At 72.6% G+C, this 25,146-nt stretch carries 19 protein-coding genes; 7 read left to right on the forward strand and 12 right to left on the reverse strand.

Annotated features, from left to right (window positions below; all coding sequences use genetic code 11):
• Nucleotides 1-111: 111 nt before the first annotated feature.
• Together Mam01_RS25210 and Mam01_RS25215 are read right to left on the reverse strand one after the other, a co-directional pair.
• The gene (locus Mam01_RS25210) at nt 112-1,059 is read right to left on the reverse strand and encodes a GlxA family transcriptional regulator (RefSeq protein WP_204287672.1); all 948 of its coding nucleotides are present in this window, start codon (nt 1,057-1,059) and stop codon (nt 112-114) included.
• A gap of 121 nt (nt 1,060-1,180) precedes the next feature.
• The gene (locus Mam01_RS25215; protein ID WP_204287673.1) at nt 1,181-2,152 is read right to left on the reverse strand and encodes a helix-turn-helix transcriptional regulator; all 972 of its coding nucleotides are present in this window, start codon (nt 2,150-2,152) and stop codon (nt 1,181-1,183) included.
• 46 nt (nt 2,153-2,198) lie between these two features.
• On the opposite strand from Mam01_RS25215, the gene Mam01_RS25220 reads away from it, so the two are divergent.
• Entirely contained in the window at nt 2,199-2,654 is a 456-nt protein-coding gene (locus Mam01_RS25220; protein ID WP_204287674.1) for a hypothetical protein, read from the forward strand.
• 86 nt (nt 2,655-2,740) lie between these two features.
• The gene (locus tag Mam01_RS25225) at nt 2,741-4,336 is read left to right on the forward strand and encodes a serine/threonine-protein kinase (protein ID WP_204287675.1); all 1,596 of its coding nucleotides are present in this window, start codon (nt 2,741-2,743) and stop codon (nt 4,334-4,336) included.
• A gap of 40 nt (nt 4,337-4,376) precedes the next feature.
• Here the strand turns inward: Mam01_RS25225 and Mam01_RS25230 are convergent, their stop codons facing one another.
• Nucleotides 4,377-4,940 carry an ArsR/SmtB family transcription factor gene (locus tag Mam01_RS25230; RefSeq protein ID WP_204287676.1) on the reverse strand — a complete coding sequence of 188 codons (564 nt, stop codon included), beginning with the start codon at nt 4,938-4,940 and terminating at the stop codon, nt 4,377-4,379.
• 79 nt (nt 4,941-5,019) lie between these two features.
• On the opposite strand from Mam01_RS25230, the gene Mam01_RS25235 reads away from it, so the two are divergent.
• Complete coding sequence (locus tag Mam01_RS25235; RefSeq protein ID WP_204287677.1) at nt 5,020-6,447, forward strand: alpha/beta hydrolase family protein; 1,428 nt, start codon at nt 5,020-5,022, stop codon at nt 6,445-6,447.
• Between the two features lie 9 nt (nt 6,448-6,456).
• Here the strand turns inward: Mam01_RS25235 and Mam01_RS25240 are convergent, their stop codons facing one another.
• Together Mam01_RS25240 and Mam01_RS25245 are read right to left on the reverse strand one after the other, a co-directional pair.
• The gene (locus tag Mam01_RS25240) at nt 6,457-6,873 is read right to left on the reverse strand and encodes a hypothetical protein (protein WP_204287678.1); all 417 of its coding nucleotides are present in this window, start codon (nt 6,871-6,873) and stop codon (nt 6,457-6,459) included.
• Nucleotides 6,874-6,941: 68 nt separating this feature from the next.
• A complete protein-coding gene (locus tag Mam01_RS25245; RefSeq protein ID WP_204287679.1) occupies nt 6,942-7,655 on the reverse strand; it encodes a TetR/AcrR family transcriptional regulator in 714 nt (237 codons plus the stop codon).
• 389 nt (nt 7,656-8,044) lie between these two features.
• Between Mam01_RS25245 and Mam01_RS25250 the strand changes: the two genes are divergently transcribed.
• Nucleotides 8,045-9,031, forward strand: a complete 987-nt coding sequence (locus Mam01_RS25250) for an LLM class flavin-dependent oxidoreductase (RefSeq protein WP_204287680.1) — start codon at nt 8,045-8,047, stop codon at nt 9,029-9,031.
• Nucleotides 9,032-9,074: 43 nt separating this feature from the next.
• On the opposite strand, the gene Mam01_RS25255 is transcribed toward Mam01_RS25250, so the two are convergent.
• A complete protein-coding gene (locus Mam01_RS25255) occupies nt 9,075-9,662 on the reverse strand; it encodes a TetR/AcrR family transcriptional regulator (protein ID WP_204287681.1) in 588 nt (195 codons plus the stop codon).
• 139 nt (nt 9,663-9,801) lie between these two features.
• Between Mam01_RS25255 and Mam01_RS25260 the strand changes: the two genes are divergently transcribed.
• Nucleotides 9,802-11,220: an MFS transporter gene (locus Mam01_RS25260; RefSeq protein ID WP_204287682.1), complete on the forward strand. Its 1,419-nt coding sequence runs from the start codon at nt 9,802-9,804 to the stop codon at nt 11,218-11,220.
• Here Mam01_RS25260 and Mam01_RS25265 read toward each other — a convergent pair.
• The 5 genes from Mam01_RS25265 to Mam01_RS25285 are packed head-to-tail and all read right to left on the reverse strand — an operon-like array spanning nt 11,217 to nt 21,268.
• Nucleotides 11,217-13,259: a YehQ family protein gene (locus tag Mam01_RS25265; protein WP_204287683.1), complete on the reverse strand. Its 2,043-nt coding sequence runs from the start codon at nt 13,257-13,259 to the stop codon at nt 11,217-11,219. The two genes, Mam01_RS25260 and Mam01_RS25265, sit on opposite strands and share 4 nt — an antisense overlap.
• Nucleotides 13,256-14,377, reverse strand: a complete 1,122-nt coding sequence (locus Mam01_RS25270; protein ID WP_204287684.1) for a VWA domain-containing protein — start codon at nt 14,375-14,377, stop codon at nt 13,256-13,258. Before Mam01_RS25270 ends, Mam01_RS25265 begins: the two co-directional genes overlap by 4 nt.
• 14 nt (nt 14,378-14,391) lie before the next feature.
• Entirely contained in the window at nt 14,392-16,635 is a 2,244-nt protein-coding gene (locus Mam01_RS25275; protein ID WP_204287685.1) for a DUF5682 family protein, read from the reverse strand.
• Nucleotides 16,636-16,637: 2 nt separating this feature from the next.
• Nucleotides 16,638-17,714 carry an ATP-binding protein gene (locus Mam01_RS25280; protein ID WP_204287686.1) on the reverse strand — a complete coding sequence of 359 codons (1,077 nt, stop codon included), beginning with the start codon at nt 17,712-17,714 and terminating at the stop codon, nt 16,638-16,640.
• On the reverse strand, nt 17,711-21,268 hold the full coding sequence (locus Mam01_RS25285; RefSeq protein ID WP_204287687.1) for a WGR and DUF4132 domain-containing protein: 3,558 nt from the start codon (nt 21,266-21,268) through the stop codon (nt 17,711-17,713). The genes Mam01_RS25280 and Mam01_RS25285 overlap by 4 nt, the downstream gene beginning before the upstream one ends.
• Nucleotides 21,269-21,521: 253 nt before the next feature.
• Between Mam01_RS25285 and Mam01_RS25290 the strand changes: the two genes are divergently transcribed.
• The gene (locus Mam01_RS25290; RefSeq protein WP_239101596.1) at nt 21,522-22,229 is read left to right on the forward strand and encodes a ThuA domain-containing protein; all 708 of its coding nucleotides are present in this window, start codon (nt 21,522-21,524) and stop codon (nt 22,227-22,229) included.
• 135 nt (nt 22,230-22,364) lie between these two features.
• Here Mam01_RS25290 and xynA (Mam01_RS25295) read toward each other — a convergent pair whose 3' ends face one another.
• Nucleotides 22,365-23,453, reverse strand: coding sequence for an endo-1,4-beta-xylanase XynA (xynA, locus tag Mam01_RS25295; protein WP_204287688.1), 1,089 nt, complete (start codon nt 23,451-23,453; stop codon nt 22,365-22,367).
• Between the two features lie 696 nt (nt 23,454-24,149).
• Here xynA (Mam01_RS25295) and xynA (Mam01_RS25300) point away from each other — a divergent pair.
• Entirely contained in the window at nt 24,150-25,145 is a 996-nt protein-coding gene (gene xynA, locus Mam01_RS25300) for an endo-1,4-beta-xylanase XynA (RefSeq protein WP_204287689.1), read from the forward strand.
• Nucleotide 25,146 lies beyond the last annotated feature (1 nt).

Genomic DNA, 25,146 nt, shown 5'->3' on the forward strand with positions numbered 1-25,146 from the left:
CGGCGTCCGGGCACAGGGCCGACAGTGGCCTGAATGACAGCACGCGCAAGAATCCAGCCAGAAGTTTCGCCACCGTTCGCAAGGATCTCGCCACACCCTGCCTGGCCCAGTTCAGGCCGAGAAGGTGTGGCGATACTCGGTCGGGGAGGTGCCGAGGATGCGCTGGAAGTGCAGGCGCAGGTTGGCGCCGGTGCCGAGCCCGACCCGGTCGGCGATCTGCTCCACGCCCAGGTCGGTGCGTTCGAGCAGTTCGCGTGCCAGGTCCACGCGTGCCCGGAGCACCCACTGCATCGGCGTGTAACCGGTGTCCTCCACGAACCGGCGGGAGAAGGTGCGCGCCGACACCCGCGCGTGGCGGGCGAGGGTGTCGAGGGTCAGCCGTTCGGACAGGTGCGCCAGGGCCCACTCCCGCGTGTTCGCGAACAGGTCGCCGAGCGGTTCGGGGACGCTGCGGGGAACGTACTGCGCCTGGCCGCCGCTCCGATAGGGCGCCGCCACCAGCCGTCTCGCCACGTGGTTGGACAGCCCGACGCCGTGGTCGCGACGCACCAGGTGCAGGCACAGGTCGATGCCGGACGCCGCTCCCGCCGACGTCAGCACGTCGCCCTCGTCCACGAACAGCACGTTCTCGTCCACCCGTACGAGTGGATGCTTGCCGGCGAGGGCCTTCGTGTAGTGCCAGTGGGTCGTCGCCCGCTTGCCGTCGAGCAGGCCCGTCGCCGCCAGCGCGAACGCCCCCGTCGAGATGGCCGCGAGCCGGGTTCCGCGCTCGTGGGCGGCCATGAGCGCGCCGAGGACCGCGGCCGGCGGCTCCGTGGTCGCCGGCTCCCGATAGCCGGGGATGAAGACGGTGTCGGCCTGCTCGACGGCGTCGAGGCCCTCGGCCACGTGATAGGAGAGGCCGTCGCCGCCGGTCACCAGTCCGGGCGCGGCGCCGCACACCCGCACCTCGTACGGCATGCTCGGCCGGTTGGAGAACACCTGCGCGGGGATGCCGACGTCGAGCGGCTTCGCGCCATCGAGCACGAGCACGGCGACGCGATGGCTCTTCGGGCTCATCGGCCTCCTCCGGCTCTCCCGCGGCCCGGTGCGCATCGCCTCGCGTCCTGACCGCCATGTCCACTGCCGCAAGCATCCTGCCATCCACCCGCTCGGGCACGGGTCACCGGTAGAGCACAGGTCACCGGTAGAGGACGGCCAGGGCCGCGGCGGTGTCCGCCAGCCTGCGCCGCAGCTCGGCGGGCTCCAGGACCTCCACCTCGGCTCCGAGCCTGAGGAACTCGGAGTGGGCGTGCGTCAGTGACTCGATCGGCACGGTGGCCCTGATCCAACCCTCCGCGTCCGGCCCCTCGGCAGTGTCGTCCACGGCGGTCACCACGGCCGAGCTCATCGTCTCCCGCAGCCGCTCACACCCGTCCGGCGAGAGCCGGATGACCGCGTGCCCCTGGAACAGCCGCGACCGGAAGCCCGCCAGGTGCTCGCGCCAGTGCCCGGCCAGGTCGAAGCCCTCGGGGCGCTCGAACGTGTCGTCCGTGACCCGCAGCCGCAGGATCTGGGTGACCCGGTAGGTCCGCAGGGCGCCGTCGCAGCGGGCCACGAGGTACCACTTCCCGCCCTTCAGGACCAGCCCGTACGGCTCCAGCCGGCGTTCGACCTCGGTGGGGGCGGCCCATCGCCGGTAGAGCACCTCGATGACGCGGCCGTTCCACACGGCCTCGGCGACGTCGGGCAGGTGTGGCACGTGGTCGCCGTCGTGATACCAGCCGGGCGCGTCGAGGAGGAAGTGGCTCCGTATCCGCCTGGCGCCGTCCCGCAGGGTGGCGGGCAGCGCGGCCTCGATCTTGAGCTCGGCCGCCGCCGCGAGGGCGCCGAGCCCGAGCTCGGCGGCCGGTCCCGGCAGCGGGGCCAGGAACAGCGCCTCCGCCTCCCGCGGGGTCAGGCCGGTGAGCCGGGTGCGGAAACCGTCCATCAGCCGGTATCCGCCCTCGTGCCCGGCCTCGCCGTACAACGGGATGCCGGCGGCGTGCAGTGACTCGACGTCGCGGTAGATCGTGCGGACACTCACCTCCAGCTCTTCGGCGAGCTGACGGGCCGTCAGGCGCTCCCGCGACTGGAGCAGCAGAAGGATGGACAGCAGCCGGGATGCGCGCATATCCACTGACAATAGGTGTCAGTGGAGGGGCCGTACGGTCCCGGGCATGGGAAACGACTTCGACTTCTTCGTCGGCAGGTGGGACGTGGCCAACCGGAGGCTGCTCAAGCGGGGTGTCGGCAGCGACGAGTGGGAGGAGTTCCCCGGCCACTGCGTCGCGTACGGCTTCTTCGACGGCGCGGGCAGCTTCGACACGCTCACGCTGCCCACCAAGGACTTCGACGGCGCGACGGTCCGGACGTACGACGCCGAGCGGGACGAGTGGTCCATCTACTGGATCAACAGCAGGCGCGGCCTCGATCCGGTCCCGGTCGTCGGCCGCTTCGTCGACGGGGTCGGCACCTTCTACGCCGACGACACCGACGACGGCCGCCCGATCCGCGTCCGGTTCACCTGGTCGGGAATCACGCGCGACTCGTGCCACTGGAAGCAGGCCTTCTCCTACGACGGCGGCCAGACCTGGGAGACCAACTGGACCATGCACTCCACCCGCGTCGGCTGACGGACGCGGCCGGCAGCGAAGAGGTCGGTGTCCGGCCGCTGTGAGGCGTTCCGCACCGGGCCCTCGCGTCGCTAGGGTCCGGTGCCATGGTCACCCCCCTGGAGCCTGACGACCCGCGCGTACTGGGTGAGTTCACACTGAGCGGACGGCTCGGCGAGGGTGGGCAGGGGGTGGTGTTCCTCGGCCGGTCGCCCCGCGGCGAACCGGTCGCGGTGAAGGTGCTCAAATCGGGGCTCGACGCGACGGTGAGGGAGCGGCTGGTCCGCGAGCTCGACGCGATGCGCGGAGTCGCGCCCTTCTGCACCGCCCGGGTGCTGACCGCGGTGGTCGACGGGCGGATGCCGTACGTGGTGAGCGAGTTCATCGACGGGCCGTCCCTGCAGCAGCGGGTCGATTCCGGCGGCCCGCTGCGGGGCGGGGAGCTGGAACGCCTCGCGGTCGGAACGGCCACGGCGCTCGCGGCCGTTCACGCGGCCGGGATCGTGCACCGGGACTTCAAGCCGGCCAACGTGCTGCTGGGGCCGGACGGCCCCCGGGTGGTGGACTTCGGCATCGCCAGGCAGGAAGCGAGCGACACGATCACGGCGGGCCCGGTCGGCACCCCGGCCTACCTGGCTCCCGAGCAGATCGCCGGGGACCCGGCCACGCCGGCCTCCGACGTGTTCGCCTGGGGAGCCACGATCGTCTTCGCCGCCACGGGCCGCCCGGCCTTCGGCGCCGCCACCGTCCCCGCCGTCATGCACCGGATCCTGACCGCCGAGCCCGACGCCTCGGCGCTGCCCCGGCCGCTGCGCGGGGTGGTCGAACGGTGCCTCGCCAAGGATCCCGCGCGCCGGCCGGCCTCCCGCGACCTGCTGCTGGAGCTCGTCGGGGCCACCCCCGACCCGCTTCAGGCGGGCGCGGCCGCGGCGGCCACCAGGCCGGAGGGAGTACGGCAGGGTGGGACGACCGCGATCCTCCCGGCCTTTCCGGCCACCGGTCCGGCCGGGACGATCCCGCCGGGCCCGGAGACCACCGCGGCGGGTGACCGCCGGCAGGCCTCCCGTACCGGGATCGTCGCCGGGGCGGTGGCCGCCGTGGCCGCGCTGTCGGTCAGCGCCGCGCTGCTGGGGCCGCGCCTGCTGTCCGGCGGCTCGCCCGGCACCTCGTCGCACGCCGGCGCGACGACGACCGTCTCGCGGACCGCCGGCTCACCGGCGCGGCCCGTGGACGCCACACCGGGGGACACCGTCACGGACGACGGCGCGACCGAGCACGACACCGCGACGACGGACGACACCGCGACGACAAACGACACGACGGAGACGGACGCCGCGGAGGACCCCACAGCGACTCCGAAGGGCACTTCCCTGCCGTCCACCACGCCGGGCGGGACGGTTCCGGCCGCGTTCGCCGGCACCTGGGGAGGCCATGTCGTGCCCGACGAGCTGGTGGGAACCAGCGAGGCCGACGTCCAGATCGTGCTGGAGCCGGGCGGGCGCACCGGAGGCTGGCAGGACGCCGACAGCTCGTGCCGGGGGAGTCTGACGCTGACGCGCGGCTCCGCCACGGCACTCGTCTTCCGGCTGGACAGGTGCGCCGCCGGCAGGGTCACCCTGACCCGGACGAGCGAAGGGCTCGCCTACCGACGGGACGGCGGCGAGGACGGCGTCACCTACCAGGGCCTCCTGATCCGGGACTGACCACTCCGTACGGACATCCTCGGCCTGCCGGCGCCGCCGCTCAGGGTTCGTCGGCGGGGAGGGCGAACATCCGGATGAACATGGGGCGCGCCCCCGGTGGCGCGTCCTGGGCCCGGTGGCTGTACCTGAGCAGCAGGGCGATGTACGCGTCGAAGAACTCGGCGAACTCCTCCTTGGTCATCCGGCCGAGACCGCGCGAGCCCTTGGCCCAGTCGGGATCGCGCCGGTAGGCCTCGGGGAAGCGCTCCAGGAGCGCCCGGTCCTCCTCGAAGCCGACGCGGTGGAACTCCTCCAGCACCGGGCGGTCCTCGGGCGCGAGCTGTCCGGGGGCCGGCGCGCGCATGTCGCGCGGGGTCTCGGTTCTGCGCCACCAGCGCTCCCGGCCGGCCGATCTTTCGGGGATCTCCTCGATGAAGCCGTACTTCTCCAGCTGGCGCAGGTGGTAGCTGGTCGTGCCGGTCTTCGCGTCGAGCAGCGCGCCGATCGTCGTGGAGGTCGCGGGCCCGTGGATGTTGAGGTGGCGCAGGATGAGGCGCCGCATGGGGTGGGCCAGAGCCCTGAGACGGGCCGGGTCGTCGAGCAGGAACGGCTCCTCGTCCTTCATGAGGATCACCCTAGTCCTCCAGAACGATATCTGCAGAGAACTGTCTGCCGAGACTTCTCTGCAGACTAGTTTCGGCATCATGCAGCGAATCACCCTGGCTCTTGGCCTCGTTCTCACCCTGACGGCCGCCCCCGCGGCGGCCGCCGCCCCGCCTTCCCCCGCCGCCGGAGCGGCGGCCGCCGCTCCCGCCGACCTCACCGGAAGGGAGGTGAGCTTCGCGGGCGGCGGCGGCCTCACCCTGCACGGCACGGTCCTGTCGCCGGTGAAGGCGTCACCGGGGCGGCCCGGCATGGTGCTCGTCCACGGGGCCGGCACCGGCACACCGCGCGCGAAGCTCATGGGCGAGGCCGTGGCGTTCGCCCGCGGAGGCATGTCCGTGCTGGTCTACGACAAGAGATCGGAGGGATACTCCCTCTTCCGCCGGTCCTACTCGGTCCTCGCGGACGACGCGCTGGGCGCGGTGGCCGCGCTCCGGTCGCAGGCCGGTGTGGACCCGGCGAAGGTGGGCGTCTGGGGGCTCAGCGAGGGTGGCTGGGTCGCGCCCCTCGCGGCCTCCCGCTCCCGGGATGTCGCGTTCGTCGTGGTCGTCGGCGCCAACGCGCTCGCGCCGCTGCGGCAGCAGACCTGGGCCACCGCCGCGGGCCTGCGCAAGGCGAAGGTGGCGGGATCGCTGGTGGACCGGGCCGAGCCGAGGCTGTACCGGGCGATCGCCGACGGAGGCATGTTCCCCGAGCCCTGGTACGACCCCAAGCCGGCCCTCGCCGCGGTGCGACAGCCGGTGCTCGCCGTCTGGGGCGTCCACGACCTGCTCACGCCGCCGAAGGAGACCCCGCCGATCTTCGCGCGGGCGCTGGAGAAGGGCGGCAACCGGCACTACACGTTCCGCTTCTTCCCGGGAGCGGACCACGCCGCCCACCTCACGCCCGACGGCGGTGTCACCCGGCTCCCCGCCCTCGCGCCCGGGTACGCCGGCCTGGTCGGCTCCTGGGTCCGCGAGGTCGTCTCGGGACGGCCGCCTCTGGCGAGCACGTCGGGTCCCGCGCCCGAGCAGGCGGACCCGACCGTGCCGGTGGACCGTCCCGCGCCGTGGGAGTCGGCGCCGGTGCAGGCGGCCGTGATGCTGCTGCTGATCGTCGCGTTCGCCGCCTACCCGTTGACCGCCCTCGCCCGCCGGCTGCGCGGGCGGTCCCGTACGGCCCGGCCTGCCGCGCCCCGCGTGCTCAGCGCGGCCGGGCTGGTCGCGGTGCTCGGGTCGTTCGCCTTCCTGTTCTACCTGCTCATGACCGGAGGCAAGCTGGCCGCGCCGGGGCCCGTGCTGCTCGGCCGCCCGATCGTCTGGCTGGCCCTGCAGGCCCTGGCGCTGACCACGGTGGCCGCCGCCGTACGGACGGCCGGCGCGTGGCGGAGGGCCGGGACGAGGAGCGAGCGGGTCCGCCTCGGTGTCCTGCTCGCCGGCGGCGTCGCGTTCCTTCCGTGGGCCCTCTACTGGGGCCTGCTGCTCCCGTGAGGGAGACGCTCAGCTCGTGAGCAGGCCGACTCCGAGGGTCAGCACGCCGGCCGCCAGGCACAGCGCGCCGATCCAGAGCAGGATGATCAGCCGGTTCGGGCGGGTGGTGCCCCGTCCCAGCGAGGACAGGAAGAAACCGGCGGACATCAGCGCGGCGGCGGCCGGGACGCCGAGGCGGGCGATCCACAGCGGGACACCGCTCAGGCCGGTGGCGTCGACGAAGAGCAGGCACACGAGCCCGAGGGTCACCAGCACCCCCGCGTGCGCGTGCCCGGCGCGGGCGAAGGCCTGCTGGAAGGCGGTCAGCGACACCTGGCCGCGGACGATCCTGGAGAGGAACCACCCGCCGAACTCGATGGTCACGATGGTCAGCAGGACGGCGCCCGCGATCACCTGGGTCTCCTGGCTGAGCTGCAGGGGGGTCATGGCTCTCCTGTGGCAGAGGTGGCAGGTCGGGGGTCGGGGCCGCGTACGACCCGGGGCTGCGGAAGCGGTCAGGGGCCGGTGCTCAGTGCGGTCGCGGGAAGATTGAGCGTCCGCGCGAGATCGGCGAGTTCCGCCTCGAACAACTCGCCCGCGTCGTCGCCGATGGCCCGGGTCAGGCCGAGCGCCTCGACGCTGACCATGCCGTACAGCCGCAGCCAGCACCGGGTGAAAGCGACCTCGGCCGCGGAGGAGGGGAGCTCCGTCTCCAACTGTTCGAGGAGCCGCCGGGCCGGCGTCTCGGTCGCCGGGGAGGGCGTTTCGGGCGGCAGGGGCGCGGGCCCGTGGTCGCGCCAGACGCCGGAGAAGACGTCCGCGAAGAGCCTGCCCACCTGACGCCGTGCCTGCCTGACCGACGCGCCCTCGTCCGGCGAGGACACGAACCAGGAGAGGTGGAACTCCGCGGCGTGTTCGACCGCCCAGTGCCGCAGCGCCCTGCTCGCGGCGACGAGCCGGCCCGCCGTGTCGGCCGCGTCGACCTGATCGACGCTGCCGGCGATGTGCTCGGTCAGCTCTTCGAGAATGGCCACGACGACCGCGTCCGTCAGGGTGCGGTGGCTGTCGAAGTAGCGATAGACCCCGGGAGGGGTCATGCCCATCTCGCGGGCGACCGCCCGGATCGTCAGCGCCTCGGCTCCCTGGTCCGTCAGGATGCCGCGGCTCACGGAGATCAGCTCACGCAACGTGGCGTCGCGCACACGCTGACGCCGGAGCGAAACCGTCATACAACCTCTCCACTGCTCGCGCCTCTCTCCCGCAGCGACCTGCGGGAGATCCACAGTTTACGCATGTTAACTCTTGCGTCTATTAGTAATGCAAACGCCCCAGGGAAACTACGGCTACTGATGATCCGGCCCGTGCCGGATGAGTGGAGCGCTACGCCGACGTCCACGTGCGCCCGTCCGCGAGGGCCTTTTGGCGAGGGCGGGGCATCCCCTTTGTGGGTCGTCGGGCGGCGCGGCGCGCTGAGCTGCCCAACGTCACCCTGTGCGTAACATCTGCGCTTCCGGAGCCGTTCCTGGGCCGTTGACAATCTGAGGCATCCTCAGGTTGACTGTCCGGCGGGCATAACATGAGGAATCCTCCGCATGTGCCCCTCCTGGAGGAGAGGACGTTGGCCGAGGGAATCGCCGTCTCCGTGCACGACACCGCACCCGTCTGGCGCGGCGACACCGCGGGCGACGCGCTGCGCCGCTCCGTCGACCTCGCTCAGGCCGTCGAGGCGCTGGGCTACCGGCGTCACTGGGTCGCCGAACACCACGACACCCCGGCGCTCGCGACCTCCAGCCCGGCCGTGCTCGCCGGGTCCATCCTCGCGGCGACCTCCACCATCCGCGTCGGCTCGGGCGCGGTGCTGCTGCCCAACCACTCGCCGTACGTGGTGGCCGAGCAGTTCGGCGTCCTGGCCGGGCTCCACCCGGGCCGGGTGGACCTCGGGCTCGGCCGCGCCACCGGCGGCTCCGGCCGGGCCGCCGCCCGCATGGGCGACCCGCGCGGGCTCGACTTCCCGAGCGCACTGCGTGAGCTGGGCGAATACTTCACGGGCGGCAGCGGTGGCGTCCGCGCGATCCCCGAGCCGGCCACGCCGCCCGAGATCTGGCTGGTCGGGTCGAGCGCGTCCAGCGCCGCGGCCGCGGGCCGTCTCGGCCTGCCCTACGTGTACGCGCACGCGATCGTCGGGGCCGGCGCGCCGGAGGCGCTGGAGGCCTACCGCCGGACGTTCCGGCCCTCGGCGGCCCTCCCCGGGCCGTACGCCGGGGTGGCCGTGATCGCGGTCGCGGCCGACAGCGACGAGCGCGCGCACCGGCTCGCCACGTCCTTCGTGTACGGCCAGATCCTCATGCGCACGGTCGACCCCGCCACCCTCCTGCCGACGGAGGAGGAGACGGCCGCGCACCGGTTCACCCCGGAGGAGGAGCGGTTCCTGCGGGACAGGATCGGCCCCCAGTTCGTCGGCAGTCCCGAGCGGATCGCCCCCCGGCTCGGCGACCTGCTGCGCGCCACCCGCGCGGACGAGCTGTTCGTGCTCACCCAGGTGCCCGACCACCAGGCCAGGATCCGCTCCTACGAGCTCGTCGCCAAGATCGTCTCGTCGCTGTAGCCCTCCGCCAGGGTCCGGGGCCCCGCGACGGCGCGGGCGGAGGTCAGGCGCGGGGGATGGTGATGCCCTCCAGGACCAGTTGGAGGAAGCGCGGGCTGCCGTCCCTGTCGCCGGCCGCCTGTTCCCGCACCCAGGCGGCGCCGCTGAGGAGGTCGAACAGTTCGTCGGGGGTGAGGTCGGGCCGTACGCTGCCCGCCGCCTGCGCGGCGCGCAGCAGGTCGGCGCCGCTGCGGTGCATCGCGTTGCACATGGTGTGTGAGGGCGTCCCCTCGTCGTACATGCTCTGCGCGAGGATGCCGACCAGGCCGCGGAAGGTGCTGAAGTGCGCGACGGCCTCGCGCATCCACGCGGTCAGCGCGTCGAGCGGGTCCGCGGCGCCGGACAGCCGCTCGGCATGGGCGACCAGGTTCTCCAGGCCGTCCCGGGTCGCGGCCTCGACCAGCGAGGCCCGGGTGGGGAAGTGGCGGTACAACGTGCCGATCGCCACCCCGGCCTGGCTCGCGATGTCCTCCAGGGACGCGTCGGCCCCGGTGCTCTCGAACGCCTTGCGGGCCGCGGCCAGGATCGCGTCGTAGTTGCGCCGGCCGTCCGCCCGCTTGGGGCGCTGGGCGATGTAGGCCTTGCCGTCCATCGGCTACCTCCCGCTTGACATCCTGAGGGTGCCTCAGGTTAAATGCTCCCGATTAACCTGAGACGACCTCAGTATAGGTGCGGCCTCGTATCCGGGTGCGCCTCACCCCTGCCCCCCATCAGCGGACCGTGGAGGTTCCATGGCCACCGGAACGACCCCCGAAAGCGTCTCGGGCGCGCCCCGAGACGCCCCCGGCCGCGGCTGGGCCCTCGCGCTCGCCGCGATCGTCGGCGCCGAGTTCATGCTCCAGCTCGACGGCACCGTCGTGAACGTCGCGCTGCCCACCCTGCAGTCCGACCTCCACCTGACGGTGGCCGGGGGATCCTGGGTGCCCAACGGCTTCTTCCTCGCCTTCGGCGGGCTCCTGCTGTTCGCCGGACGCCTCGGAGACGTGCTGGGCCACCGCCGGGTGTTCCTCGCCGGGATCGGGCTGGTCGTGGTGGCCTCGCTGATCGCCGGGCTCGCGCCGAACCTGGAGGTGCTGCTCGCCGGCCGGATCCTGCAGGGCGCCGGGGCGGCGATCTGCGGGCCCACCGGACTGGCACTGCTGGCGATCGTGTTCCAGGGGGAGCGGCGGCAACGCGCCTTCGGGCTCTACTCCACCGTGACCGGGCTCGGCGCCTCCGCCGGCATGGTCCTCGGCGGCCTGCTCACCTGGGCCGGCGACTGGCGCTGGAGTCTGCTGGTCAACGTGCCGATCGGGCTGGTCCTCGCCGTGGTCGCCGCCCGCGCACTCGGCCTGCGCGACGAGGCGACCCGGTCGCGCTCCCTCGGCCTGCCGAGCGCGCTGCTGAGCACCGCGACCCTCACCACCGCCGTGTACGGCCTGGTCCACGCGGCGGAGAAGGGCTGGGGCGACCGCTGGACACTCGCCGCGCTCGGCGCGGCCGTCGTGCTGGCCGTGATCCTGCTGCTGGTGGACCGGCGCGCCGCCGAGCCGCTGCTGCCCCTGGCGGTCCTCGCCGGCCGCGAGCGGGCCGGGGCCTTCCTCGACCTGGTGCTGCTCGCGGCGGTCCTCACCAGCTTCCTGATCTACCTGGTGCAGTACCTCCAGGGAGTGCTCCACCTCGACGCGCTGCGAAGCGGCCTGGCCATTCTGCCCTTCGGCCTCGCGCTGCTCGTCAGCACCCAGATCCTCACCTCGTACATCGCCAAGATCGGCCTCAAGACCCGCGCGGTGGCCGGCCTGGTGGTCGTGCTGGCCGGGGTGGCGTGGCTGACCCGCCTCGACGGTGACAGCACCTATCTCACCGGAGTGCTCCCGGCCCTCGTCGTCATGGGGCTCGGCGTCGGCGTGGCGATCATCCCGTTCAACATGATCGTGCTCACCACCGCACCGCCCGAGTACGCGGGTGTGACCGCCGGGGTGCTGCAGACGGCGCTCACGATCGGCGGATCGCTCGGCCTGGCCGCGATGCTGATCCCGCTCACGCAGGGCTCCGGCGGCCTCGCGGAGACGATCTCGTCGGTCTTCGTGTGGGCGAGCGCCGCCCTGGTGATCGCGCTGCTCGTCGCGCTCGTCTTCTGGTACCGCCCCGGAGCGCGGGAAACGACCTAGTTGAGGTCCAGCGCCACCTCCAGGCGGAGGTAGGCGTCGATCCAGGCCTGCTCGGCCGTCTCGTCGACGGTGTGGGTCCGCGCCGCCGCGAAGGCCGTGACGGCCTTGGCGACGCGGTGCAGGCCGAGCACGGTCAACCGCCGCGCCGCGTCGGCGAGCCGGTCGTCGTACGTCGGCGGCAGGTGGGACAGGCCGTGATGGGCCGCTTCGGCGAGCAGCGCCCGGGCGTCGATCAGAGCCGCGGTGAGGGGTTCGGGCCGGCCGTCATCGGCGACGGTGAGCCTGCCGCTTCGATCGGGCGGCTGGAGGTCGGGGACGACGACCCGGCCGCCGGCCGACAGGCCGAGCGGTTCGATGACGACGCCGCCCGCGGTCCGCCCGACCACGCCGCTGACGAAACGCGGTTCGCCCTCCGCACCGAGGAGCGCGGCGGCCAGCGAGTCGAGGCGTCCGGGAGCGGCGGCGGTGTGGGTGGCCCTGACGGTGGCGGTGTTACCCGCCCGGTCGGCGATGACGGCGTCGAGACGCTGGTCTCCGGGCGCGTAGCCGACGGACACCACCCGGTCGACGGCGACGACCCGGACCAGTTCCGCCTCCACCCGCGGGCGGACGGGCCGGAGCGGGAGAGCGTCCAGCTCCCGGCCGAGCGCGGCGAGGTCGGTCACCACCAGGGATGACGGCAGTTCGTCCCAGGCGCCCCGCGACGCGCCGACCGTCGTCTTCGAGATCCGGCCGGTGGCCAGCCGCACCGTGCGGCTGGCGCTGCGGACGGCCGACTCCGTGACCACGTTGCCGGTGGCCAGGGCCTCCAGTGTGGACGAGGCGATCCGCCGCCGGGCGAGCGCCGGCCCGTCGTCGTCGCCGTCCCAGTGGCGGCGGAGGACCAGCACCATGGCGCTGTCGCCGTGGGCCAGGTAGACCTCGGCGATCCGCCGGTCGCCGACGGCGCGGATCCGGCAGCCGAGACCGTCCAGCCGGGCACGGCGCAGCGGGGTCTCGGCGGCCTCGGCGGTGCCGAGCACGCTGCTGCGCAGGGTGGCCTCCGGCCGCGTCACCGCGCGGTGCCGGGCGTGGAGTTCGGCGAGGTGGCTCGCGAGCAGTTCGGGACGGTAGTGGGAGCTCCGGTCGCGGTAGGCGGCCAGTTGCCCGGCGAGGTCGGTGACGGCGAGCAGCGGCCAGCGCAGCCCGGCGGTGTCCAGGTGGCGCAGCACGTCGGCGATGGTGGCGTCGAGGCCCTGACCGAGATGCGCCGCGCCCTCGCGCAGGACCGTGCCGGCCAGGCCCAGGGCACGCTCCAGCCCGGATCCGCCTCCCGGCCCGGGCTCACCGCCGACGTCGACCCGCACGTCCTGGACGCCGGGGTGCCGCGCGTCGGCGACCCGGAACGCCCACACCGCCAGGGCGATGACGTCGTCGCGGCTGCCGGCGACGGCGTCGGTGTGGACGAACCCGAGGTCGCCGGGGACCAGGAAGCGCACGGTCGCGGTGGCCAGTTCGACCTGCGGCACCGGATCGCCGGGGGTCGCGCGGCGCACCCGCGCGGTGAACCCGGTCCGCTCCGTACGGCGCGCGGCGGCCATCAGCCGGGCGCCGATCCTGGCGGTGAGCTCGTCGTCGGTCACCTGGCCCGGCGACCAGGGCGGCGCGGGCTCCGCGACACTCTCGGCAGCCACGGGGGCGGCGTCGACGGGCACCCCCCCAGCATCGACGGCCGCCGCGTCAGCGTCGACGGGCGCCGCGTCGGCGTCCGTGGGCGTCGGGGCGGCCTCCGCAGGATCCGGGGCGGGCAGGCGCTGGTAGGCGAGGATCACGCCGATGACGTGCCGGCAGACGCCGACGGAACCACACGTGCAGCGGCCCGCGTCGAGCCCGCCGGGAGGCAGGGCCGTGGTCACGCCGTCGGGGAAGACGCCGTGCACTGTGCCGTGGTCGTCGGTCCGCACCTCCGGCGCGGCCTCCTTGCCGGCCCGTTTGACCAGGCCGCGGTTGGTGAGCGCGGCGAGGGAGTCGGTGGTGAGCCCGAGCAGGTCCGTCCTCATCTGCCCACATGCTCCGCGACGAAGGACGCCAGCTCGCCGGGGGTCATCGCGCCCACGTGGGCTCCGGCGTCGGCGAGGCGCTGTGCCAGCCCCCGGTCGTAGTCGGGATTGGCCTGCTGGTCGAGGGCGGCCAGGCCCAGCACCTTGCTGCCCTGCGTCACCAGGTCGCGTACGACGCGCACCAGCCGCTGTGGATCGCCGCCCTCGTAGAAGTCGGAGATCAGCACGACGATCGCCCGGCGCGGCTGGTCCACCAGGCCCGCGCCGTACGCCGCCGCGCGGGCGATGTCGGTGCCGCCCCCGAGCTGGACCTTCATCAGCAACTCCACTGGATCGTCGACGTCGGAGGTCAGATCCACCACTTCGGTGTCGAAGGCGACCAGGTGGGTGCGCACGCCGGGCAGGCCCCACAGGCAGGCCGCGGTGACCGCCGAGTGGATCACCGAGTCGACCATCGACCCGGACTGGTCGACGAGCAGGATCACCTGCCACTGCTCCAGGTGGCGGCGGGTGCGGGAGAAGAAGTACGGGGTCTCGATCACCACCTTGCCGGTCTCGGGCTGGTAGCGGCCGAGGTTGGCGCGCAGGGTCCTGACCATGTCGAAGTTGCGGGCCAGCCGCAGCCGGCCGCGCCGTCGCACCTTCGTGCCGGAGAACGCGCTGCGGACCTCGGTGGCGAGCTTCTCCGTCAGCTGCCGGACGACCTGCTCCACGATCCGCCTGGCCAGCCGCAGCACCTGCGGGTTCATCAGGTGCTTGGTCCGCAGCACCGCCTTGAGCAGCGCGGGATTGGGCTCGATGCGCGCCAGCACGTCCGGGTCGGTCACCACGTCGTGGATCTCGTACCGCTCGACCGCGTCGCGTTGCAGCCGTTCGACGGTCTCCTTGGGGAACAGCCGGGCGATGTCGTCGAGCCAGTCGACGGTGGTCAGCACCGACTCGCCCGTCCCGCTCTGCCGCCGCACGCCCCGCCGGCGCAGGTCCTCGTCGCGGCCGTAGAGCCAGTCCAGGGCCGCGTCGCGAGCGGCGGCCCCCGCGTCGAGCCCCTGCCCGCCGAGGCAGGCGCCGCCCGGCTCGCCGAGCAGCAGACGCCACCGTTCGAGAGTGGGGTCGGTCATCGAGGCCTCCGAGGTCACGGTGTGATCAGTCCCTCCCGGCGCAGCGCCGCCTCGACCCGCTCGTCCAGAGCCCTCCCGGCGGCCACCAGTTCCGGCGCCGCGTCCAGCCGCATCAGGTCCCACCCCGACGCGCCGCCCGTACGCCGCTCGACCAGGCGGGTGGCGATGAGGTGCCGTTCGCGGGGCGGGAAGAAGCCGAACGCCTGGCGCAGCGCGGGCAGGGCGACCAGGAAGTCGTGGTCGGTCATCTCTCCGACCAGGTCGTCGAGCAGTTCCAGCATCCCGGAGGTGTGCAGCACCTCCTCCCGGGCGAGCGCGAACAACCCGGTCAGCCAGTCTCCGGCCGACTCGGGGACGAACGCGCCGCGCACCGCGCGGGCGGGGTCCGCGGCGGCCGTCCCGCGCAGCGACCAGCCCAGGCCCAGCGCCGCGCCGCGCAGGTCGGGCGGCGCGTCCCGGCAGGCGGCGACCCGGTCCGCGACGCCCAGCGCCGCGGGCGTGTCCAGTCCGAGCGACGGGCCGGCGTGCCTGAGGGCGTCGCGGACGGCGGTCATCGCGCCGACGCGCCGGAGGTCGGCCGGTGCGGGTCCGCCGCGCACGCCTTCGGCCAGCCACAGCGCCCGGCGGGTGGCGGCCCGGACGACCGTGCCCACAGTGGCGCCGCCGCTGGTGCGGAACAGGTCGTCGTGGCGCCACATCGCCAGGGCGACGGCGAGGACGCGGCCCAGCTCTCCCAGGTCGGCCGCCGTCTCGACGGCCCTCGTCAGGTCGTCGAGCACCTGCCCGGTCAGGTCGCCGACGCCGCACAGCGCCGTGTCGAACAGCACCTCGGCCAGCTCGTCCAGGCCCGCGCCCGGGATCCGCTCGGCGAGGGCGGCGGCCGCCGCCTCCTGCGGGTCCACGCCGTACCCGCCGGCCTCGATCAGCGCGGGCAGCCGGTCGTCGGCCTCCGTGAGCGTCCATCGTTCGGTCAGCTCCGCGCCGCCCGCAGGGCGGGGTCCCGAGGTGCGCACCACGCCGGGGATCCGCAGCACCCGCAGCCGGTGCAGCAACCGGCTGCGCTCGCGGCCGGCGTCCGAGCCGAGGTCGAGCCGTTCCTCCCCCGGATCACCCAGCACCGCGAGAACCGCGTGGACCAGCGGCGGCAGCGGAGTCGAGGGATGCAGGCGCCCCATCCGGTCGCCGCTGAGGGCCGCGACCATCTCCACGATCACGGGATGGCTACCGGCCCGCAGCGGGCCGCGCGCCGCCCAGGGCAGCGGGGTCTCGATCGCCTCGCCGACCAGCGCGCTCGCCAGGCCGTCCAGCACGTCGACCCGGGCCGGATGCGGGTGGCCGCGCAGCAACGCGAGCCCGTCGGCGGTGGCCCGGGCGGCGATGAGGTCCGCGGTGGACACCGGCTGACGCCGGGCGCGCAGCCGGGCGGTCACCGCCTCGGTGAGCCCGCGGGCGGCCTCGGCGGGACCCGACTCCCACAGGCGCTGGTAGTAACCCGGCGACGGCATCCCCGACTGGTAGCCGTCGAAGGCGTCCAGCCGCCGGAACGAGTACGGCACCAGGTAGCTGCCGACGACCGCCTCCGCCGGTGGCCGCGGCACCTCCGGCCAGTCGTGGTCGCCCTGCCCGGCCAGCCGGACCAGCGCGGGGCGGTGGAAGCCGCCCGTGACCACGACCACCGGCCGGTCGCCCGCGTCGGCGACGGCGGCCCGGACCCACCGCGCCATGTACGCCTCGCGGGCCGTGTCGTCCGGACCGGCCGGTGTGTCGCCGCGGACCAGGTCGAAGTAGGTCGCCAGCCGTTCGGCCAGCCCGCCGCCCGGTTCGATCTCGAACAGGTGGTCCCACAACGCGTCCACGTTGTCCACATCGAAGGTGCGGCACAGCCGTCCGGTCACCTCGGTGTAGCGGGCCTCCGCGTCGGCGTAACGGTTGCGGACCCCGGCCAGCGCCGGATGCCAGGCGGGCAGGTCGATGAACCGGAGCTCCGCGCCGACGTCCCGGCCCGCGACCAGCGCCGTCCACTCGGGGGAGTAGTCGCACAGCGGGGTCCACGAACCGTGCCGTCGTTCGGAGTCCCGGTAGCTCGTGTAGACCGCGATCGGCAGCTCGTGCTCCAGCAGGAGCTCGTCCATCCGGTGGTTCATCTCCGCCGGGCCCTCGACCAGCACGTACGCGGGCCGCAGGGAACGGATGGTGTCGGCGACCAGCCGGGCGCAGGCGGGGCTGTGGTGCCGCACGCCGAGGAACGTGACCGCCATCGTCAGCCCGGCAGAAGGTGACGGGCCTCGTACACGGCCTTCCACTGTTTGCCCGACCGCCGCTGCTCCAGATATCTGCGGAGTTTCGCCAGGTCCTCCGGGTTGTCCTTGGCCGCCGTGCCGGCCAGACAGGAGACCAAATCGGCGGCGGTGCCGGGCTCTCCGCGCAGGAACCACCCGCGCAGCCCGACGGCGTGCGCGACCGAGACGGCCTCGGCGGTGCTCATCACCCCGGACAGCCGGTCGGTGGCGTCGCCGCGCGCGGTCTGCCCGCCGCGCAGCTCCCGGAACGCGGTGACCAGGACCTCCAGCACGTCGCGCCGTGGCGGCGCGCCGACTCCTGACCGTTTCAGGAGAGCGGTGGCCTCCGCCTCCACCAGCAGCAGTTCGGTGTCGAAGTCGGCGATGGGGAAGACCGTCTCGAAGTTGAACCGGCGCTTGAGCGCGGCGCTCATCTCGTTGACGCCGCGGTCGCGGGTGTTGGCGGTGGCGATGACGGTGAACCCCTCCTGGGCGAACACCATCGCCTCCGGGCCGGTCAGCTCCGGTACCGCGAGCACGCGGTCCGACAGAGGCGACAGCAGGCAGTCCTGCACCTCCAGCGGGCACCGGGTGATCTCCTCGAAGCGCACCACCTTGCCCTCGGCCATGCCGCGCAGCAGCGGAGCGGCCACCAGCGACCGGGTGGACGGGCCCTCGGCGACCAGCAGCGCGTAGTTCCACGAATACTTGATCTGGTCTTCGGTGGTGGCCGCTCCGCCCTGGATGGTGAGCGTCGAGGTTCCGCTCACCGCCGCGGCGAGCAGCTCGGACAGCAGCGACTTCGCCGTGCCCGGCTCGCCCACCAGCATCAGCCCGCGGTTGGTCGCGAGCGTCACCAGCGATCGGTCGATCAGTGAGGGGTCGCCCACGAACTTGCGGCTGACGCCCAGCTTCTCGTCCCCGAGGACGAAGCGCCGGGCGGCCCGCAGGCTCAGCGCCCAGCCGGGCGGCCGGGCGTCGGTGTCGCTGTCCCGCAGCCTGGCCAGCTCGGCGGCGTAGCGGATCTCGGCCGGGGGCCGCTGTGCGTGCTCGTTCAACGGGTGATCTCCCTGAGGTCGCGCAGGATCTCGGACACGGTGATCGGGTCGAGGCCGTCGAGGGACACGCCCGTCAGGGTCTGCTCGTCGGCGAACTCGGGGTAGCCGATCGAGATGCCCGGATCGAGACCGACGGTGACGGTCCCGCCGCCGGGCACGTCCCGCTCGATCCAGCCCTGCCAACCGGCGTCCTGCGGGTAGCCCCGCCGCCAGCCCCGCCGTTCCAGGCCGAGCACCCGGCCCGTGGGAACTCTGGCGGCCAGGATCTCGCCCAGCAGGGTCTCGTCCGGGCCGTAGGTCTCCCGGCCCAGCTGCGGGAACGGCTGCAGGATCTCGTAGTCGGCGAACACCTCGGCCCACGCGGCCCGTTCCCCACCCAGCTCCAGCGGGTGTGCCACCCCGACGACGGCCTCGTCGGGCAACGTCAGCGTGTCGTCCTCGACGTCGGCGAAACTGCGGTCCTCGGCCACCCGCAGGGCGCCGGTGAGCCGGCCCGAGGAGTCGTAGAGCCCCCACACCAGCCGCCGCACGATGTGCCAGAGCAGCGGGTGGCCGACGAGCAGCCGCCGGAAGTCCGCACCGGTCCAGCGGCGCCGGTTCACCATGGCCTGCTCCAGCCGGTGGATGCTGTCCGCGGCCACGGCGCGCACGTCCTTCTTCAGCCCGGTGAACCGCTGGTAGGCGGCGGGCGCGAGCTCCGGATCGTCGTTCGCCCCCGGCTTGGGCAGGTTCTTCAGCCGCTTCCCCGCGGCGTCGGTCACGTACGGCTTGAGCTGCTCGTCGAAGCCGACGACAAATTGCCTGCGGCCGTAGTCGAGGGTCAGGCTGCCGTCGGCGGCCAGCCCGAAGTCGGGCACCAGCCGGTCGGCCAGCTCCTGCGAGGTCAGGCCGAGATCCGCGGCGACCTCGTTCATCTTCTGCCTGGCCCGGTTCTTGAGCCCGGTGAACTTGACCTTCTCGGCGATGCCGTGCAGGTGCATCAGGGCGACGTCGGAGCCGATGGCGGCCAGCAGGTCCAGGCCCGCGACCGCCCGCGAGTGCCCGCCGTCACCGGGCCAGGTCCTGATCAGCGGCGTCAGCCGCCGGATGGTCTCGTCGTCGCCGATCAGTGCCAGCGCGTCCATCACCCAGCTCTCCTTGGACGGATAGCCGGCCCCCTGCCAGCGCTGGAACAGGGCCCAGCCGAGGTCCGCGAGGCCGCGGCTGTCGCAGGCCTCCTTCACCAGGGTCAGACCCGCGTACGGGTCCCCGAGCCGGGAGATCGCCAGCATCGTCATCACGTGGCGGACCGCCTCGGGCGGCAGCACACCCGCGCCGCCGCGCAACTGGACCGGTGTGAAGACCGCGACCTCCGCCCACTCGGGCAGCACGGGCATCCTGGCGGGCAGCGCGTCGAGCGGGTCGGCCGCGAGCAGATCGGCGACCGCGGTCTCGGCGGCGGGGCCGTACCCCGCGGCGGCCTCCGTCACGGCCTCGCGGCCGTCGCCCGCGGCCAGCACCGCCAGCGCCTGCTCCGCCTGCCGCCGGGCCACTCCGGGTGTGCCCAGAGCCGCCGGGATCAGTGCCCTCGCGGCCGTCTCGGGGTGGCGGGCCAGCCACGCCAGCGCGGTGGCGCGCACCGACCTCAGCCGGGCCAGCCACTCGGCCATCAGCACGGCGATCTCCGGGGCGGTGAACGGAAGCAGCAGCGGAGCGATCTGGACGGGGGCGCGCCGGGCGCTGTCCAGCATCATGGGCAGCGCCGCCGGCCCGAACCTGGCGGCCACCTGCGGCATCCAGTCGGAGGCTCCCCACAGGTAGCCCGGGCGCCACTTCTCGATCAGCGGTGCGGCCAGCTCCTCGGGCCCGCCGGCGAACAGGGCGCTCTCGTCGTACGCGTACGAGGGGGTCTGCCGGCCAGTGGCGATCTGCTCGGCGATCCGGGAGGCGACCTTCTTCCACTCGCGCCGGGGCCGGTCCCAGGAACGGTGCTCCGGCAGGGCGGCACTCCAGGTGTCCCGCTCGCCCGGCCGCCACAGCACGGCCGGCTCGTCGGTGCACACCAGGTCGTTCACCACGGCGGGCTTGCGGGCCTTGCGCGGGCGGGTCCAGGGCGGGCTGACCAGCACCTCGGGCAGGGCGTCGAGCGGAGCGACAGGGACGGCCGGCGCGGCCGTGATCTTGTTGATCCGCCCGGTCGCGGCGTCGTCGACGCTCGCGAGCACCTCGGCCACCAGGCCGGGATGGGCCAGCACATGGGCGCGCAGCAGCATGTCCACGACCTTGCCACCGGACGTGCCATTGGAGGTGGCGAGCATCCGCATCGCCCGGCGTGGGAAGCGGGCCGCCGCGCGCAGGAGTGCCGGCTCGGCGTGCTTGTGGTCGATCCGGTCGAGGATCGCCCGCATGGCCGCGTCGGTCGGCAGCTCGGCGAGCACGCCCAGCAGCCGCCGCCGGCTCTCCACGTCGTAGAGCTTGTCGTACCATCCGGCGAGCACCGGTACGGCCGCGCCTCCCATGCCATCGATGATCGTGGTGGGCAGAGCGAGGAAGTTCATCACACCGTAGCCCGGCAGGTGGTCGGCGATGAGCGCCGCCTGCTCCGGCGTGCTGACCGCGGCGATCAGGCTGAGGGCGGGATTCGGGTTGACGCGGCTCACTTCGGCGCAGTCGTCCGCGACCCAGTCCACCTCGGTGGGGGCCAGGTAGGAGGCCGCCACCCGATGGTGGAGCCCGCCTTCCCGGCTCGCCTCCAGCGCCGCGACGACCTCGGCGTACTCGGCGTCCGGCACCGCCGAGAGGACGGCACGGACCCGCGAGGCGATTTCCATCCAGGGCCAGCCGTACCAATGATTGGGGGACTCATCGTCGGCGAGCCGCCGGATCGGCTGGGCGTACCCGTTGAGCGAGGCCAGTTCGGTCACGGCGGTCGCCGCGAACACCGGGCCGCGTGCGACCAGCCAGGTCTCGGCGAACAGCGGCAACGACGTCCGCTCGTTCCACGGCAGGGCGGCGGCCACCAGCGAGGCGACCACCGCGGCGCCGAGCGGCGAGGGCTCCCCGGCCAGGTGCGCCGTGCCCGCGGCGGCGATCTCCTGGTCGGAGCACTTCGCCAGGGAATCGCGGATCAACTGCCGACGCTCGTTCACCATCGCGGCAAGTTGACTGGGCGCGCTCGCGTCCGGCCGCTTCACGGTGACCTGCACGCCACCCCGCCGCGGATGAAGAGCGCGCAGCCAGGCGGCCGGCATCGTCAGCCGGTCCTCGTCCTCGGCGTCGCCGATCCCTGCCGGAGAGGTCTCCTCCGGAGAAGTCGCGGCAGAGGAGGCCACGGGCGGGGAGGTCACCGGCGCGGCGGCCGCTTCGTCTTCCGTGTAACCCTTGCGCAGCTTCTCCGCCACCAGCTTGTCCGCAGCCGCCGTGGCGGCGGCAGCGGAGCCGAACGACTTGACCTGCGTCTGACCGGTCGCGCCGAGCCGTCCATAGCGAATGTTCAGCTCCGTACCGTCCTGGCGCACCTCCCAGAACTTCGCCGAACCGCCGCCGACATAGGTCAGCATCCGACCCGCGCTCATACCGATACCTCCACGCTGCGTCTGGTGTAGAGCCCGTCGTTCAATGGACTTCAAGCGTCACGGCGGAGCGACCGCGCCGTCTCGGACGCCTCCTCCTCGTGATCGCAGCGCGAGTATCGCGCTCGCGACCGACAATCCCGCTCCATCGATCGGCCGCTGCGGCGCTGGTGTGGAGGATTTGTGGCGTTAGCCGCCACGCTGGTGTGGAATGTGAAGATCACTGACGCTGATCCCGAGCGAGACAGGCGAGCGCATGACAGGTGACCAGGGCCGCAGGGCCCTCGTGGTGCGGGGTGGCTGGGAAGGGCACGTCCCGGTGGAGGCCACCGAGTTGTTCATTCCGTTCCTGGAGAAGAACGGCTTCGAGGTGGTCCGGGCCGACTCCCCGGCGCCGTACGCGGACAGCGCGTTCATGGCGGACGTCGATCTCATCGTGCAGTGCTACACGATGGGCACCATCGAGCCGGAGGAGGTGCGCGGGCTGGACGCCGCGATCCGGGCGGGCACGGGGATGGCGGGATGGCACGGCGGCATCGCCGACTCCTTCCGCAGCACCTCCGACTATCTGCACCTCATCGGAGGGCAGTTCGCCTGCCATCCGGGGAAGGACCCGGCCGAATGGCGCGAGGGCGCGGAGGAGAACTACTTCGTGCCGTACACCGTGAACATCCTGCCCGAGGCGGCCTCGCACCCCATCACGGAGGGCATCGCCGACTTCGACCTCGTCACCGAGCAGTACTGGGTGCTGACCGACGAGTACGTCGACGTGCTGGCGACGACGACGCAGAAGGTCCGGCCGTGGGACCCCTGGCACCGGGAGGTCACCTCGCCGGCGATCTGGACCCGGCGGTGGGGGAGCGGGAAGGTCTTCGTCGCCACCCCGGGCCACAACCTCGAGGTCCTGCGGAACGACAGCGTGCGCACCGTCATCGAACGGGGGATGCTCTGGGCCTCCCGGTGAACGCGGGGAGCCGCGGGCTCTGACGGGCACGTAGAGACGGGCATGGAGAGGGGAGCGGGCGTGATCGCCCGCTCCCCGTGTTCTTCACGTCGTTTCTTCACGTCGCCCGTACGTCGTGACGTACGGGCGGGTGGGTCAGCCGATGGTGCAGGCCGAGCCGTTCAGGCTGAAGGCCGAGGGGGTGGGGTTGCTGCCGTTGTGCGTGCCCTGGAAGCCGAACGAGGTGCTGGCACCGGGGGCCAGCGAGCCGTTGTAGGACACGTTGCGTGCGGTGACCGACGAGCCGCTCTGGCTGACGGTGGCGTTCCAGGCGCTGGTGACCTGCTGGCCGCCGGAGAAGGACCACGTCAGCGTCCACCCGTTGATGGCGCTGCTCCCGGTGTTGGTGACGCTGATGTCGGCGGTGAAGCCGTTGTTCCACTCGTTCTTCACGTAGGACACGCGGCACGGTCCGCCGCCCTGCGGCGAGGAGGGCGAGGTCGAGGGCGTGACCGAGGGCGAGGGACGGGTGGACGGCGAGGACGACGGCGAGGCGGAGGGGCTGGTGGTGGTGCCGTTGATCGTGACGTTGGAGTTGCCGCTGCTCTGGTAGCCCTCGGTGGCGAGGATCTGGTAGTCGTGGCTGCCGAGCTGCATGCCGTAGCGGGCCCAGGCGTCGAAGTGGTTGCCGATGGTGATGGTGCCGCCGACCCGCTTCTGCTGCCGGACGCTCCAGTACTGGTTGAACGTCTGGTTGCCGTCGATCGACGGGGCGTTGTACCGAGTCGTCTGGTAGACGTCGTAGGTGCCGCCGTCGCTGGTGACGGTGCCCTTGAAGGTGCCGGTGGGACGCCAGGAGCCCCAGCTGTCGACGATGTAGTACTCCACCAGCGGACCGCGGGTCCATCCGTACAGGGCCAGGTAGGCGTTGCCGGAGGGGTTGAAACTGCCGGAGTAGGTCACCGTTCTGCGCGCGCCGGGCTTCCAGCCCTTGCCGGCGACGAAGTTGTTGGTGTTCCGCCAGGAGGTGCTGTAGTTCCCGCCCGAGCCCAGGTCCATGGAGACCGTGCCCTGGCTGTCGGTCCAGAACGAGAAGAAGTACCCGTCGTGGGTGCCGGTCTGGTTGGTGGTGACGGCCGCGTGGGCCACACCGGGCAGCAGCGCCACCGCCGCGGCCAGCACCACCGCGGCCGTACGGCCGATCAACGACCGCAGACGGCCGCGGCCTCTCAAGTGCACGTTCATGTACGTACTTCCTCCTCGTGAGAAAGGCCGAAGGCGGCCGGGCGGCGTCGGGCCGCCGGTGGCCTGTGGGGTCACGGCCGCCATCGGGCGTCGACGTCGCACAACGCGGCGGAGGGTGACCGGTCGTCGTGTCTGCGACGACCGGAGGACCACATCGCGGTCGGTGACCGGTTCCGACAGCGGTTGAGGCCCCTCGCCGACGAAACTATCGATTGAACGGCGAAAGTGTCAGATGGCGTCCACACCGCTGTCAACGACGCGTGTGAGGCGGGCCGGGGCCGACGATCTCGCCGCGTTCATCACCCCTGGCCACCGCCCCTCGTGGGCGATCCCTGCACGAAGTGGGCGATGAAAATTTCGAGGATGACGCCGATTGCCGCCCAAAACGGCACCTGTTCTCGCGGCCCGCGCCTGTCTCGCTGCGTCGTGTAGCCGGAATCGTGAAACTTTCACCGACATTGACCGGCTCTTCACTCCCTGGAGTTCGGCTTCGTGCGACTGGGCGACCAGCGTCTACACGAATCTCCACCTGCCCAAAGGGTTCTACGGGCCCTCCGAAATCGTTGACACCCCAAGTCAGGCGTGCCGATACTTTCGCCAATGCGCCGATAGTTTCGGCATCGGGTTGACCACGATTGCTGGCCGCGACCGTTCTCCCTGCCGTCTTCGGCTTGTTCACGAGGAGGAAGTACGTACATGAACGACGTTCACGTGCACTTGAGAGGCCGCGGCCGTCTGCGGTCGTTGATCGGCCGTGTGACCGCGGTGGTGCTGGCCGCGGCGGTGGCGCTGCTGCCCGGTGTGGCCCACGCGGCCGTCACCACCAACCAGACCGGTACCAACAACGGGTACTTCTTCTCGTTCTGGACCGACAGCCAGGGCACCGTCTCGATGGACCTGGGATCGGGCGGAAACTACAGCACCTCCTGGCGCAACACCGGCAACTTCGTCGCCGGCAAGGGCTGGAAGCCCGGCGGACGCCGGACCATCACCTACTCCGGCAGCTTCAACCCGTCCGGCAACGCCTACCTGGCGGTCTACGGCTGGACCCGGGGCCCGCTGGTCGAGTACTACATCGTCGACAACTGGGGCACCTACCGCCCGACGGGGACGTACAAGGGCACGGTGACCTCTGACGGCGGCACCTACGACGTCTACCAGACGACTCGGTACAACGCCCCGTCGATCGACGGCAACCAGACGTTCAACCAGTACTGGAGCGTCCGGCAGCAGAAGCGGGTCGGCGGCACCATCACCATCGGCAACCACTTCGACGCCTGGGCCCGCTACGGCATGCAGCTCGGCAGCCACGACTACCAGATCCTCGCCACCGAGGGCTACCAGAGCAGCGGCAACTCCAACATCACCATCGGGGGCTCCGGCAACCCCACGTCGAACCCGACCACTCCGCCCCCCGGCAACGGCGGCGGCTGCACCGCGACGCTCTCCGCCGGTCAGCAGTGGAGCGACCGCTACAACCTCAACGTCTCGGTGAGCGGTTCGAGCAACTGGACCGTCACGATGAACGTGCCGTCCCCGGCGAAGGTCCTCTCCACCTGGAACGTCAGCACCAGCTATCCCAGCTCGCAGCAGCTGGTCGCCAGGCCCAACGGCAGCGGCAACAACTGGGGTGTGACGATCCAGCACAACGGCAACTGGACCTGGCCGTCGGTCTCCTGCTCGGCGAGCTGAC

This window comes from Microbispora amethystogenes, from assembly GCF_016863015.1.
Lineage (GTDB): Bacteria > Actinomycetota > Actinomycetes > Streptosporangiales > Streptosporangiaceae > Microbispora > Microbispora amethystogenes.